This is a genomic window from Lysinibacillus sp. RC79 (assembly GCF_041262405.1).
Lineage (GTDB): Bacteria > Bacillota > Bacilli > Bacillales_A > Planococcaceae > Lysinibacillus.
The window spans coordinates 1-14,107 of the sequence record NZ_JBGCCD010000007.1; the positions used below are offsets into that span (position 1 = coordinate 1).

At 36.0% G+C, this 14,107-nt stretch carries 17 protein-coding genes and 1 riboswitch; of the genes, 11 read left to right on the plus strand and 6 right to left on the minus strand.

Annotated features, from left to right (window positions below; all coding sequences use genetic code 11):
• Window positions 1-150: 150 nt before the first annotated feature.
• The 3 genes from ABH968_RS08745 to ABH968_RS08755 form a co-directional block, all read right to left on the minus strand.
• A complete protein-coding gene (locus ABH968_RS08745; protein WP_370043664.1) occupies window positions 151-381 on the minus strand; it encodes a hypothetical protein in 231 nt (76 codons plus the stop codon).
• 144 nt (window positions 382-525) lie between these two features.
• A complete protein-coding gene (locus ABH968_RS08750; RefSeq protein WP_370043665.1) occupies window positions 526-1,263 on the minus strand; it encodes a cyclase family protein in 738 nt (245 codons plus the stop codon).
• A gap of 100 nt (window positions 1,264-1,363) precedes the next feature.
• Window positions 1,364-1,468, minus strand: a riboswitch (SAM riboswitch).
• A 147-nt stretch (window positions 1,469-1,615) separates the two neighbouring features.
• Window positions 1,616-2,026: a YuzC family spore coat inner layer protein gene (locus ABH968_RS08755; RefSeq protein WP_370043666.1), complete on the minus strand. Its 411-nt coding sequence runs from the start codon at window positions 2,024-2,026 to the stop codon at window positions 1,616-1,618.
• A gap of 157 nt (window positions 2,027-2,183) precedes the next feature.
• Between ABH968_RS08755 and ABH968_RS08760 the strand changes: the two genes are divergently transcribed.
• On the plus strand, window positions 2,184-2,735 hold the full coding sequence (locus tag ABH968_RS08760) for an SMI1/KNR4 family protein (protein ID WP_370043667.1): 552 nt from the start codon (window positions 2,184-2,186) through the stop codon (window positions 2,733-2,735).
• A 63-nt stretch (window positions 2,736-2,798) separates the two neighbouring features.
• Here ABH968_RS08760 and ABH968_RS08765 read toward each other — a convergent pair whose 3' ends face one another.
• The gene (locus ABH968_RS08765) at window positions 2,799-3,983 is read right to left on the minus strand and encodes an MFS transporter (protein ID WP_370043668.1); all 1,185 of its coding nucleotides are present in this window, start codon (window positions 3,981-3,983) and stop codon (window positions 2,799-2,801) included.
• 110 nt (window positions 3,984-4,093) lie between these two features.
• On the opposite strand from ABH968_RS08765, the gene ABH968_RS08770 reads away from it, so the two are divergent.
• Window positions 4,094-4,477 (plus strand): winged helix-turn-helix transcriptional regulator, encoded by a 384-nt coding sequence (locus ABH968_RS08770; RefSeq protein ID WP_370043669.1) that lies wholly within the window; start codon window positions 4,094-4,096, stop codon window positions 4,475-4,477.
• Between the two features lie 82 nt (window positions 4,478-4,559).
• Here the strand turns inward: ABH968_RS08770 and ABH968_RS08775 are convergent, their stop codons facing one another.
• A complete protein-coding gene (locus tag ABH968_RS08775; RefSeq protein ID WP_370043671.1) occupies window positions 4,560-5,405 on the minus strand; it encodes an aldo/keto reductase in 846 nt (281 codons plus the stop codon).
• 228 nt (window positions 5,406-5,633) lie between these two features.
• On the opposite strand from ABH968_RS08775, the gene ABH968_RS08780 reads away from it, so the two are divergent.
• From ABH968_RS08780 to ABH968_RS08820, 9 genes are all read left to right on the plus strand, one after another.
• Window positions 5,634-6,443: a GNAT family N-acetyltransferase gene (locus tag ABH968_RS08780; RefSeq protein ID WP_370043672.1), complete on the plus strand. Its 810-nt coding sequence runs from the start codon at window positions 5,634-5,636 to the stop codon at window positions 6,441-6,443.
• A 79-nt stretch (window positions 6,444-6,522) separates the two neighbouring features.
• Window positions 6,523-6,969, plus strand: a complete 447-nt coding sequence (locus tag ABH968_RS08785) for a VOC family protein (RefSeq protein ID WP_370043673.1) — start codon at window positions 6,523-6,525, stop codon at window positions 6,967-6,969.
• A gap of 321 nt (window positions 6,970-7,290) precedes the next feature.
• On the plus strand, window positions 7,291-7,959 hold the full coding sequence (locus ABH968_RS08790) for a response regulator transcription factor (protein WP_370043674.1): 669 nt from the start codon (window positions 7,291-7,293) through the stop codon (window positions 7,957-7,959).
• A complete protein-coding gene (locus tag ABH968_RS08795) occupies window positions 7,956-9,317 on the plus strand; it encodes a HAMP domain-containing sensor histidine kinase (protein ID WP_370043675.1) in 1,362 nt (453 codons plus the stop codon). The genes ABH968_RS08790 and ABH968_RS08795 overlap by 4 nt, the downstream gene beginning before the upstream one ends.
• A 429-nt stretch (window positions 9,318-9,746) precedes the next feature.
• The gene (locus tag ABH968_RS08800; protein WP_370043676.1) at window positions 9,747-10,658 is read left to right on the plus strand and encodes an ABC transporter ATP-binding protein; all 912 of its coding nucleotides are present in this window, start codon (window positions 9,747-9,749) and stop codon (window positions 10,656-10,658) included.
• Window positions 10,655-11,365 carry an ABC transporter permease gene (locus ABH968_RS08805; RefSeq protein WP_370043677.1) on the plus strand — a complete coding sequence of 237 codons (711 nt, stop codon included), beginning with the start codon at window positions 10,655-10,657 and terminating at the stop codon, window positions 11,363-11,365. The genes ABH968_RS08800 and ABH968_RS08805 overlap by 4 nt, the downstream gene beginning before the upstream one ends.
• Window positions 11,366-12,100, plus strand: coding sequence for an ABC transporter permease (locus ABH968_RS08810; RefSeq protein ID WP_370043678.1), 735 nt, complete (start codon window positions 11,366-11,368; stop codon window positions 12,098-12,100).
• A gap of 112 nt (window positions 12,101-12,212) precedes the next feature.
• Window positions 12,213-13,475 (plus strand): erythromycin esterase family protein, encoded by a 1,263-nt coding sequence (locus ABH968_RS08815; RefSeq protein ID WP_370043679.1) that lies wholly within the window; start codon window positions 12,213-12,215, stop codon window positions 13,473-13,475.
• Between the two features lie 170 nt (window positions 13,476-13,645).
• Window positions 13,646-13,804: a DUF1540 domain-containing protein gene (locus tag ABH968_RS08820; RefSeq protein WP_082172635.1), complete on the plus strand. Its 159-nt coding sequence runs from the start codon at window positions 13,646-13,648 to the stop codon at window positions 13,802-13,804.
• A gap of 46 nt (window positions 13,805-13,850) precedes the next feature.
• Here ABH968_RS08820 and ABH968_RS08825 read toward each other — a convergent pair whose 3' ends face one another.
• Window positions 13,851-14,096 (minus strand): group-specific protein, encoded by a 246-nt coding sequence (locus ABH968_RS08825; RefSeq protein WP_370043681.1) that lies wholly within the window; start codon window positions 14,094-14,096, stop codon window positions 13,851-13,853.
• Between the last annotated feature and the right edge of the window lie 11 nt (window positions 14,097-14,107).

Below are 14,107 nucleotides of genomic sequence, written 5' to 3' on the forward strand. Positions count from 1 at the left end.
AACCGCTTTCCAGACAGTAGAGGCGATTTTCTGAGAAGTATTGCTATCTATATGTTTTTTATAGTTATGTTGATGCTTTTTAATATACGCATGCAGTTGATATTCACTTAATCCAAAAGATTGGCGAATGATATCTAATTCTTTTGCGGTCTACTTCAATTCTTTTGTATCATTAGATTTTTTCGCTTTTTGGTAGCAACGTAATTGTTTTCGATAGTGTTTTGATTCTTGCATTAAAGTATATTTTTTTACTGCATAAGACAAAGTTGTATTATAGAGTGTACGGGCAATTTCAAAACGTTTTAATAGAATATCCTTTTGCCATGTATCTATAAGTAACTTGAGTTCAATAATAAAATAATCTTTCTTCCCTTTCGCCATTACCCGTCACTCCTTTGTTTTTTGATTATTCACAATATACAACATGAACATATGTTCTATAAAGAAAAAAGCACTTCATTCCTCCAACCTCTGAAGAAGTGGGCTTCCTGAAGCTCAATTCTGTGAACCAGACCTTTTTATCTTTTAAGGTAATATTGCGAATGAACGCACAGGGAATCCAGAGGCTTTCTCAGGCTTTGGTACAATATTGAAAATAGCAGCACCTTTTGGAGGGAGCTTATCCAAATTTGTCATAAGCTCAATTTGGTAAGTATCTTGCTCAAGCACAAAATATTCGCCATCTAGCTTACCGTTTTTACGAAAATCTGTTGCTGAATCCGTATCAAAGGTTTCGTGGCCAATAGCACTTACTTTTCGTTCGTTGAATAAAAATTGTAATGCTTCTAATCCCCAACCAGGAATATGATTATTACCATCCGCATCCTTGTTACGGAAAGCCTCTTTATCAGGCCAACGTTTACTCCAATCCGTACGCAGCGCAACGAAGGTACCTGCTTTGATTTCCCCATATTCAGCCTCAAAATCATGAATATCTTGAACACTTAATGTGAAGTCGTTATTAATTTCGGCTTCCTTAGATTTATCTATAACGATTAGTGGTAGGACTAGTTCTTTTAGCTCCAATTCCTCTAAATAGCGCGTATCTCGCACAAAATGGATAGGTGGATCGATATGTGTTCCGTATTGCCCAGGGAAAGTGAATTGCTGCGCAAAGAAGCCATCATCATGGGAAAATAATGTTTCAAATTTTGCATCATCAAACATAAAGAAGTGGGGCGAATTAGGACCAAATGTATGTGTTAAATCCACCCATTCTTTCGATTTCAATAGTTGAATAGCTTGTAAAAGTTCGTTTGCCATAATATCTTCCTGCTTTCTTTTAATTATTTTTGGATGCAACAATAAAAAAGAGCCCTCCTTGTAGAAAGAGGACTCTTGTGCAAAGCAACTAAAGTAAGTCTTCTCATCTTCAAGGCTAAATTTCGCCAATTGGAATTAGCACCATACCTATAGGCTGGTTGCTGAGACTTCATAGGGCCAATCCCTCCGTCTCTCTTGATAAGAAAAAGCAATATAAGAATTTTCAGAAATAACGATTACAAGTACTTTAGCATATTTATTTATAGTTTACAAGTTCAATAGGGATACATGGTTAAAATTCATAAAGATGCTAAAGGCAAAAAAAGAGGGCCCTCTTCAAAGGACCAACTCGTCACCAACCCAAAATTAGTGTTAGCTTACAACAGCTACTTTCAGTAAATGTTATACGAAATCCATCTGGTGTATAGGTAGTTTCGAATTTTATAGTAATGCCTGTTGACGCAATTAACTTTTCAACTTCTGTTTTATTTGATTGTTGTGCTGCGTTCATAAGATCATGCGCAAATTGCTCTGATTCATCAATTTTATCCGTAAGTAATTGTGCTTGCTGCATAATAACCTTGATCCGATTCGCAGAAGTCTTCAATTTCTTTGTATTGACAATTGGAAATGGACTTCTATTCGTTGGGTTTGTCGGCATTGCTAGATGGCTAGAAGGGTGTTGAATTGTTGGTTGATTTGCCATTACCCATGCCGGATAATAATTAGGATAGACAAAATACGAATAAGGATTGTAATACAACTAAATTCCTCCTATCCTATAGCTGATACTCTATATTATGTACAACAAAGACTTTCGGTGTTAATGGCTGACGCTTTGAAAAGCCTGAGCGAAAAGGGGCTCAGTTCAATGGCTTAAATCTTGACCAATTTATTCTTCTTCAAAAGGAGTTATTAAGATGGAAATTCGTGCATACATAAAAAATGGTTTTGAAGTTTACTATGAACGTTATAATCAGGTGTCTGAAGAAGGATTTTGTAGGTGGATGTGCCCTGACGTACCTGAAGAAATGAAAGTAGTTGATATCGATGCAGAGTGGTCTATGTGGAGAATGATTCCTTCCACTGTAACAGAGGAAGAAATTCAAACGTTAGAAAAAGAGTTCGGACTTAATTTTCCCGAATGGTATAAAGCTTTTATTTCAACGTATCATCATTATTTTGATGTAATACCTGACCAAAGTATTGAAGAACCTTTAAATAACGTAAGGGATATGTTTAATCCATCATTATGTAGTTTAGGATATCTTCCATTTACATGGGATACAGAGTATGGAAAAATAATTTGTATTGATTTAAATAATAATGCTGATGAAGAAAATTGTGCAATATATGAAATTGAACATGAAATTTTATTTGATGATGATGCCGATATTCAATCGTCATTAGACTATCTGTATCCAAATTTCAAGGCATATTTTGATGATACTTTCCTTGAATCTAATAAATAGCAAAAAGGAAGGGGCATTTTAGACAGCACCTTCCTCGCATTTTTTTACTTATAAGCAACGTACCTATTGTTTGTTTCTATCGAAGATTAACCATAGGAACGTAGTAGCAGCGGCAAGCATCACCATGAAGAATCCGTATATAGGTGTATGCGCTAATGATTGGTGGCGAATGATGAATCCTCCAATGTATGACCCTAGAAAAATGCCAATGTTAAAGGCCGAAATATTTAATGCTGAAGCCATTGAAATAGCTGATGGAATATATTTTTCTGAAAGTTGAACGGCATAAAGTTGTAATCCTGGCACATTCATAAACATAAATAGCCCCATCAAAAAGACCATCATTAATCCAACGATTGATGATTCTAAAAAGAAGCCGATGCCGAGTAGTGCTAATGCTAAGCCGATAAAGATAATAAAAATAGAACGTAAAGGGTTATTATTTGCAAAATGACCACCTAATGTATTACCGATAGCAACACAGATACCAAATACAACTAAGATAATGACAATTGCTTGAGGTGAATAGCCCATATATTGCTCTAATATAGGGGAAACATATGTGTACACTACAAACACGCCACCGTATCCGATTGCTGTAATAAAGAGAATTAATAGCATTCGTATATTCCCTAATACTTTCCCGATATCGCGAATAGATATTGGATTGCCTTTCGATAATTGACTAGGCACAAGCAGAGCATTACTAATTAATCCAATAATACCAATAACGACAATAAAAATGAACGACATTCGCCAGTCAGTAACTTGTCCAATAAAAGTTCCTAATGGGACACCTGTCACAGTTGCTACTGTTAACCCTGTGAACATAATAGCTATTGCACTTGCTCGTTTATTAGGTGCCACAACATCTGCAGCGATAACAGAGGCAATAGACATAAACACGCCATGTGCTAATGCTGAAATAACACGGCCGGCAAGTAGTAATGAGAATGAGGGTGCTAGAGCTGCAAGTAAATTCCCGATAATAAAAAGCACCATGACGAGCAGCAATACATTTTTACGACTAAGGCGCGATGTTAAGGCTGTTAAAAGCGGTGCACCAATAGTTACACCTAGTGCATATATGGATACGGTTAAACCCGCAGTACTTAACGTTATACCGAAATCTTCTGTAATTAATGGTAGAAGTCCGACGCTTATAAATTCTGTAGAGCCAATACCAAAAGCACTGATCGCAAGTGCGAGTAATGTTAGTTTAGCATTCGGCACTTTTGTATTTTTCATTCTATTAATATCTCCTTTGATTTTTTTTATAGTGTATAGTAATATTCATACATACCAGAAAGTTATGTAGGGTACTTTTAGTTACTTTTGAATATTACAGGGGGTTTACAATGAAAAAAGTTTATAATATTGGTGTCGAAGCCACTCTTGAAGTAATTGGGGGTAAATGGAAACCGGTCATTCTTTGTCATCTAACCCACCATGGTAAGATTCGTACGAATGAATTTCGCCGATTAATTCCAGGCATTTCGCAAAAAATGCTAACAAGCCAATTGCGTGAATTAGAGCAGTCTGGATTAATTAATCGCAAGGTTTTCAATCAAGTACCGCCAAAAGTTGAATATTCGCTAACACCTTATGGTCAAGAGATGGACCCTGTGCTGAACATCCTTTGCACTTGGGGTGAAAAACATATCGAAGTGATGCAAGATAAAGGTGAAGATGTACTGTTAATGCAACGTGATGAAGATATCGCGATGATGCATACATCTTAAATAAATTGGAAAGAGACTGTCTAAAAGAGTTTTCTATACTAAGAAAATAAGACAGTCTCTTTCACTTTTACATAGCTATCGTTTACATGACAAAATCAAACTCATCTGGGTTTGGTCCAACACGTTGATCTAGATTCATGGCGTTAATGATCGCCATCTCTTCATCAGTTAGTGTGAAATCAAAAATATCAGCGTTTTGAATCATACGTTCTTTGCGCACAGATTTTGGAATTGTGACGATACCATTTTGAATATCCCAGCGCAAGATAACTTGAGGATTTGATTTCCCGTATTTTTCGGCTATTTTTGAAATAGTTTCATTATCAAGAAGTCCACCTTGCATTAATGGTGCCCAAGCCTCCATTTGGATATTGTGCTCTTCGCAGAATGAACGTACCTCAGTTTGTTGTAATCGTGGATGAAGTTCCACTTGGTTAATAACTGGTTTGATACGAGCTATTTTAAGAAGATCCTGTAAGTGCGAAACTTGGAAGTTACATACCCCAATAGCTTTAATTTTCCCTTGCTCGTATAAATCTTCGAGTGCTCTCCAAGCTTCTGCAAATTTATTTTTACCTGGCCAATGAATGAGATAGAGGTCTAAATAATCTAGCCCTAATTTTTCTAAGCTGTCTTCGTATGCTGCAATTGTCTCTTCATAGCTCAAGCCATCGTTCCATACTTTTGATGTAATAAATAAATCCTCACGTTTTAAACCAGTAGTTGCTAGTGCCTGACTAATACCTTCACCAACACCTGCTTCATTACCATAAATAGCAGCAGTATCGATACTACGGTAACCAACCTCGATCGCATTTTTCACCATTTCTGCTGTGACATCATTCGGTACTTGAAATACGCCTAGACCCATACCAGGCATTTGTAAGCCGTTATTTAATGTAATTTTATCTTGTAAATGATTAATCATTTTTCTGTCCTCCAATTTTCATCTGTTCTTTGTTGCTTTCTTATTATGCTTCCATGCCATTGCAAAAAAAAGTACGCACTTTTTAGTTTCATAGAAACGTGGAGGTTACTTTTGTGGAATATCAATGGTTCGCTGTAAGAAATTTTTATTAGTTTACGTGGTTCAGTCCTCTATATGCGTTACAATTAATGGTAGAAAATTGAATCTTCGAAAAGGGTTGGTGAACGTATGGTAATAACAAAAAACTTTGCAAATCACTTAGAAAAGATCGAAATAAAGATGTTCGAATCAAGGCTGAATGCAATTAAAGAAATTCAGAACAATGCAATGGGAGTGAAGGTTGGTCAATTTGATGGTGCCTATGCTTTCGCCATTAAAAACATTCCCGGTCCCTCTTACAATGTGGTAAAGGGCGATAGTTTTAGTTCGGAGAATACGATAGATAAAATCCTTAGCTTTTATAGAGCAAGAGAAATACCAGCTCGTTTTGATTTAGCCCCTCAATATGCAAATGCTACTTCGCTACAAAAGTTACATAATGCTGGCCTTTTTCAGAGTGATTTTCATGCAACATTATATTGTGAGCTAAATGAAGAGAGGGTAGGGAAAACAAAGAATTCTTCCATTAAAATAAGACAAATCGATGAAGCCGAATTTGATCGTTACGGAAATATCTATGTTGAAGGTTTTGGTATGCCAGCATTTTTAGCAGAAAGTGTCACAGCAAACAATAAAGTTTTGTATGACAAGCCAGGTTGGTCGTTTTATATCGCTTCTCTTGAAGGTGAGGACGTTGGTATTGGCTCCTTGTATATAAATAATGGAACAGCCATTTTAGCCGCATCTGCCATGAAACCAACTGCCAGAAATCAAGGGATTCACCAAGCATTAATACAGTTTCGTATCAACGAAGCTCTTCAACAAAATTGTAGTTTAATGATAGGTCACGCGAAATTTGCATCCATCAGCCAAAATAATATGGAGCGCTGTGGATTAAGAATGGCTTATACAAAAAGTATATGGACAGAAGTAAAATAAACCGTTTCTAGAAGTTGGAAGGGTATTCGCTGCTTGAAATAGAATAAGTAATTGATGCTTTTATAAAGGAGATGGATAGATGAATCGTTTAAATCTAATTACGTTGGGTGTAAAAGATATGGTCGAGTCTCTTAGGTTTTATCGAGAGGGTCTGGGGTTTGAAGTGATTGTTTACGGCGAGGAAACAAATCCGGATGTTATTTTCTTTAATAATGGGGGGACAAAAATCTCACTGTTTCCGCTTGACCGTTTAGTAAAAGATATTAACGAAGCAAACCCACCAGCAATCGGCAATGGCTTTAACGGTATTACACTTGCTTATAACGGAAAGTCTAAAGAAGAAGTTGATCAAGTATTTGATTTAGCTAAAAAGGCAGGAGCGAAAATCGTCAAGGAGCCGGAAACAGTATTCTGGGGTGGTTATAGTGGCTATTTCCAAGATCCAAACGGCTACTATTGGGAAGTTGCCTATGGAGACATGTGGCAGTTTGATGATAATGATATGTTGATTATTACTGATAATTAAAGAGAAAGACGTATTTGGGGGATCCAAATACGTTTTTTGATGGTTAGCTTGTTTTATCGATGGAATTTTAAAGTTATCACCCAACTTTTTGATTTTATTACCTAACTTTTAAAATTTATCGCCCAACTTTTTAGTTTTATTACCAACTTTTAAAATTTATCACCTAACTTTTTAATTTTATCGACATACCCCTAGCCTTAGATGTGATTTATTAAATGAATCTCTCACTTTACAGACAACGATTGAGTACAAATCTATGAAATCGTATAATACAGAATAACATTTATTTCTAAAATCTATCGTAGATTGGGAGGATTACCATTGTATCGCATATTGTACATAGAAGACGAAAAAGAGATTGGTCAATGGGTGACAAAGGATTTAACAGAAAGAGGATATGAGGTTACATGGCTTGAATCTGGAGAAGAGGTCGATCAGCACATAGCTTTTAAGGATATCGCTATATTGGATGTGATGCTGCCAGGCTTAGATGGCTTTTCGATTGGCAAAAGAATTAAGCGGGAAAATAAAGAAATCCCGATTTTAATGCTGTCAGCACGAACTGCTGTAGAGGATAAAATAGAGGGGCTTAACTTTGCGGATGATTATTTGACAAAGCCATTCCACCCAGATGAACTTATAGCTCGTGTTGAGGTTTTACTAAGAAGATATCAGAAAAATGATGATGTGCTAGATCTTCAGCATTTAAAAATTTATACGAGAGATATGCGGATTATCAATAAGCAGACGGATGAAGAAATTCAATTAACAGGTAAGCAATTCTATCTATTACAGTATTTTATTCGCCACTTAAATCAAATTTTAACGAAGGAACAGCTTTATGAAGGTATCTGGGGAGAAAGTTACATAGAAGGCGATAAAACATTGATGGTGCATATTCGATACTTAAGAGAAAAGATAGAAATAAATCCAGCCAAGCCGACGATTATTGAAACCATTCGTGGCATTGGATATAGGGTGAAGCTATGAAATTTTTTCGATCATTATTAGCAAAGTATATGTTTATAATACTGCTCGCTATTTCTATTGTTCAAATAGCCTATCTCGTCATACCTCTTTTTGTTTTAGGGATTGCCCAAAATGGACAAGATGATCTTTCGAATAGAGCAGAGATTGAGAGTAAAGTAGAGGGAAAATGGCATGCAGAGGCTAAAGGTATAAAAAATGTTACAGAGGAAGAAATTGTTCAGCACTTTGAAAATTGGAAAAAACAATACCCTAAAGCATCTATGTTTTGGGTAAGTGAGGATGGTAGATTGCTCACAACATTGAATGTGACGGAGCAGTTGCCATCAAAATGGACACCAGCATTTACTACAAAATTTATAAAAGAGCGTTATGGTGGGGATCCATTTACCGTCATTGCCTTTTTAGGTGAGGATGAATCAAATGGGTTTATCGTTTTTGAGATTACTAAAGAAGTGTTTAAGCCACCAATTAGGAATGTTTATGAAAAATATGGAGCATTTGTATTTTTCGGTGTTATTGCGATTATTTTATTTTACATTATAGTCTCTTTTTTATTTTTCAGAGGGATTAGAAAACGACTATTACACCTTCAAGAAGCGATGGAAATACGTGATGTAGATGGTTTACCTATTGAAACGAAGGTCAAGAAGAAGGACGAAATTGGTCAGCTCGAACAAAGCTTTAATCGTATGGTGTGCGAGCTTAGGGAGAGTAAGAATCGTGAGCAGAAGGAAGAACAGCTACGACGTGAATTGATTGCTAATTTATCACATGACTTACGAACACCATTAACGAAAATACGAGCACAATCATATTCAGTTAGTAAAGAGGTATTATCAGAAGATGGAAAGAAAGCGATTAAGGCAATGGAAACGTCGATTGTTAATATTGATGCTTTAATAGAAAATTTAATGTCTTATACATTGCTGACGGCTAGTAAATATAAATTTGAGGCGAAAGATATCAACGTTATTCGTTTTGTGCGTGAGCAAATGACTACTTGGTATCCAGTGTTTGAAAAGGAAAGCTTTGAAATCGATATTGAGATACATCCATTTGAGAAAAATGAATGGCAAATTGATCCGATTTGGCTTGGGCGTATATTTGATAATTTGTTTCAAAATATTTTACGTCATGCGAATAGTGGGAAATATATTGGCGTAGAAACCGAATCAACGGAACATTATGAGGCATTTATCATAAAGGATCACGGAAACGGAATGAAAAATGAATCCAATGCCAAAGGTGCCGGTATCGGCTTATCTATTGTTGATATTATGGTGAAGGGCATGAACTTAGACTGGGATATTGAGTCGAGCGAATCCGGCACAAAGATTAAAATTAAACATTATAAATAGAATAATTCGTGAAGCATGTTAAAGCATGCTTCATTTCAGTAATTGTCCAAACAGTATGCCAGCAAAGCTTATGGCATGCTGTTTTTTTGATTCATAATCCATGCAGATTCATATGGAAAAGCATAGAGCCTTACCATAGCGTGGGATTTCCGTTCCGACTGGGCGCTTTCCTGGGGGCGTCCGATGAGCCGCTTCACTCGCGTTGCTCGCTCCAGGGTCTCGGGCCAACACGATGTTGGTCACGAAGGCGTTATCACAGGACGTGATGTTTTTAGCCTTCGTTCCTCTATTGCTGATCCCCAAGGAGTCGACCAGTCTCCAATCCAATCCAATCAACTTATATAAAGAGTCTTTTTTAAACAAAATTTAAACTTGGGCCATACCTGTTTTTAACCTTCATTGCTTATGATAATTACAGAGGTGAGGACAATGGAATATATCGTACAAACAGAAAATTTATCAAAGAGCTTTGGTAAAGAGCAAGCTGTATCAAATATAAATTTAAAAATACGCAAAGGTGAAATATATGGATTTTTAGGACCTAATGGAGCGGGAAAAACTACGACGATTCGTATGCTTCTTGGACTAATGAAGCCATCTTCTGGGACAATTAAAATCTTCCAAAAAGATTTAACGAAAGAACGAATTAATATTTTAGCAAAGGTTGGTTCATTAGTAGAGAACCCTTCTTATTATCCACATTTAACGGCTTATGAAAATTTAGAAGCGTTAAGAAAAATTTTAGGTGTACCGAAGTCACGCATCGATGAAGTATTAGAAATTGTTCGTTTGAAGGATGCTGCAGATAAAAAAGTCAAAGGCTTTTCTCTTGGGATGAAGCAGCGTTTAGGTATAGCTGCATCTTTACTACATAATCCTGAATTACTTATTTTAGATGAGCCAACGAATGGTCTTGATCCATCGGGTATTATTGAAATTCGAAATTTAATTAAACGACTTCCTTCAGAGTATGGAATGACGATTATTATTTCAAGCCATCTATTATCTGAAATTGATCAAATGGCTACACAAGTAGGCATTGTGACAAAGGGGAAAATGATTTTCCAAGATTCAATTGAAGCAATGCGTAGATTTGCCCAGCCAAAGGTAGTAATTAAAGTGAGCGATAGTGAAAAGGGCTGGCGTTCACTGGTTGCACATGGCATTAAGGCAGAACATAAGGATGACCTCATTTTATTCGATGAATGCTCAGATGAAAAAGTAGCGCATATTGTACAAATCCTTGTACAAGAAGGTATTTCGGTTTATCGAGTAGAGGAAGAGAAACGATCATTAGAGGAAATTTTCCTTCAAATGACAACAGGAGAGCAAGCGCTATGATAGGAAAACTGTTAACTTCTGACTTTTTGAAAATTAAACGCAAAGGATTATGGTTTTTAACAGCATTAGGACCAATAGGTGTTGTTGCTCTACAAATGGTGAATTACGGTGTAAGGAAGGACTATTTGTTAGAGCAAAGCGAGGACGATTGGGGCTACTATTTATTAAACGTTCATTCATTTACACCACTTGCTATCGTGTTAGGGATTGCTATTTTAACTTCATTTATGGCGAGCATTGAAAATGAAACGAACGCTTGGAAGCAATTAATTGCACTACCTGTGTCTAAATTAACAGTGTATTTATCAAAATTCACTGTTCTAGCAATTTTACTGTTCTTGTCTTCTACGATTTTAATGCTATTGACACTAACTTATGGAGTCTTTTTAAATTTAGGGGATAGCATACCGTATGCGGAACTTGCTAAATTTGCTTATTATCCATATTTAGCTTCGTTGCCAATATTGGCACTTCAGCTTTGGATTGCAAGCGTTTGTCATAATCAGGGGATACCAATTACAGTAGGTATTTTCGGCGTGATTTTTGCCTATTCCTCATATGTGTTGCCTGATTGGATGATTTGGAAATGGCCATCGTTAATGAATCAATGGGATGAGCCCGTTATTAATGTCATGCTTGGAGTAGGCATTGGTATTTTACTGTATATTATCGGAATGATAGATTTCGCTAGAAGGGATGTAAAGTAAATGTGGTCTATACTGAGCGCTGAATGGTTTAAATTACGAAAATCTAAAATGGTGCCAATAATTTTAGCAGGGCCCATAATCGGACTTTTTATCGGGTTAACATCGAATTTTAGTGATATGGCAGATTCTGAAATTAATGAATGGTATAGCTCATTAATTTCTATGAATTTATTGTATGCACTATTATTCCTACCTTTAATTTCAGGAGTATTTGCGAGTCTTATTTGTAGATATGAACACCAATCTGGTGGCTGGAAACAACTTTTAGCACTACCTGTGACAAGAGGGAAAGTGTTTGTTGCAAAGTATGTATTAATTATGCTTCTTGTGATGGCGATGCAGATACTATATTTATGTTCTATATATGTAGTAGGTATTATGAAAGGCTACTCAGATCCTTTCCCAATGGAAATTGTGTGGAAAAGTATTCTTGGCGGATGGTTAGCGACAATGCCATTAGTCGCGTTGCAGCTTTGGATGTCCATTATGTTTAAAAGTTTTGCTGCTCCATTTGCAGTAAACGTTATTTTCACTTTACCGTCTATATTAGCAGTCAATTCTGCACGTTTTGGACCTTATTATCCATGGGGGCAGCCCTTCTTGATGATGAATATAGGTGGCAATACAGGTGATGTATTCTTCGTGCCTTGGGATCAATTATTAACAGTTGTAGGAGGAGGGTTCTTACTGTTTTTCCTTGGAGGATATTTATATTTCCAACGAAAAGCTGTATAAAATGAATCTTTAATTAGTGGGAATTTACTTCCCCCCACTGATTATTAGTCTTCACCGATCGGGCGATTACTGCCTGTTATAAGGGATAAACTTTTAAGGGAGATTTTTATAAATGGTATTTGTTAAAAAGAGCTTTTTATTAATTTCAGCATTATTTCTTTTGTTATCTCTATTGGGATGCGGCAAGGGAGAAGCCATTAAAGATGCTTCAAAATATACATCCGCGGTTGAAAATATCGACATTCCAAATGATGTGAAAGTAATAGGTTTTGGAGAAGCAACACATGGGAACGTTGAATTCCAAACATTAAAGAAGGATGTATTTCAGGCTCTAATTAAAAATGAAAATGTCCGTGTTTTTGTATTAGAAGGGGATTTTGGTGGCGCTCAGCAAATTAATCAGTTTATTTTAAATGGTACTGGCACAGCTGAGGAAGCGGTAAAAGCTTTGGATTATGGTATCTACAAAACGGAGCAAATGATTGAGTTTGTACAATGGATGCATGATTATAATATGACTGCCGATGAGAAAGATAAAATTTATTTTTACGGTAACGATATGCAACGCTATGATTATAGTAAAAAAGGGTTACTAGATTATTACGAAGTGGTCAATAGTGAAGGTGCTAAGAAATATAAGGCACAGCTAAAAGATGTGACGAATAACACAATGAGAGATTTATCAACTAGTCAGCTAGAGGAGCTTGACAAAAATATTGATGCAATCATAAAAGATTTACAAACAAATAAAGACTCTTATGAAAAGCAATCGTCGAAAGAAGCTTATTTATTTGCTGCTCAATATGCACAAATTATGAAGCAGCGAACGCAATTATTTTTAAATGACAGTAATTATATGAATCTTCGTGATGAATATTTAGCGAACAACTTACAATGGATTGTTGATTTTGAAGCGGCTCAAGGTCATGATAAAGTACTAATGTCTGCTCATAATGGACATATAGAGAAAACTTCTGCAAATGTGGCAGGATACAAATCTATGGGCCAATACTTAGACGAAGTGTATAAAGATGCATACTTTGCTATTGGGATTGACTTTGTTAACAATACGTTTCAGGCACAAAATGGGTCTGGCGAAAGAAAAAATTATACGATTGAGCATCATAATGCTTTAGTAGACGCCTTTAGTGAGGTCAAGGACAATATTTTCTATGTTGACTTTAAAAAGGCTAATGAATCTCAGGAGTTAGCTGACATCGTAGCAAAAGAACAAAGAATGGGCAATATCGGAGATGATTTTAGCTTTTGGTACAAGTTCACACAGATGCTTTATACAATTAAAATGACACCTGCTGAGGCATATGATGGCATGATAATTGTTCAAGAGGCAACACCGACAAAAGTTATTGAATAATGCGCGAAAAAAATGCTATTACCTTCATGTAGGTAATAGCATTTTTGGGAATTATGGATGAGTTTCTTTACCAGAAGCCAGTAAACATCCATATACTTCTGTTTCATTACACCTTCTGTATTGAATACTTCAATTTTGTTAATGATAAAAAAAGAGGAGGTGTGGAAACAATGGCACAAGAAATTCTTTGTGAAGTCAATAACTGTACATTTTGGAACTCTGGAAACAGATGTGGTGCAGAAAAAATCTATGTTGTAAGTCAAAAGGGACAACAGGCATCTAATAGTGAAGAAACAGATTGCAAAACTTTTAATCCTGAAACACATTAAATTTTTTGAGGGTAACCATATTAATGGTTACCCTTTTCCCATATCTTTATAAATAGACATCGACTTTTACCTTGCTAAATAAAAGCGCATGAGCATTTTTCACTTTTTCCTCTACATAATCTAATGAATACTTTCCATAGGAATCTGTTAAATCGCCAATGGCACGAGGTAAATTATCAATAACAGGAATCAATGTTTCTAAGTGAGTAAGTTCTTCACCTTTATTCATTTCATCAGTAATTTCATGAGCAAGATGTTGAATCTTTCTTAGTCTCATTTTTTCCGAATGCATATAATCCTCCT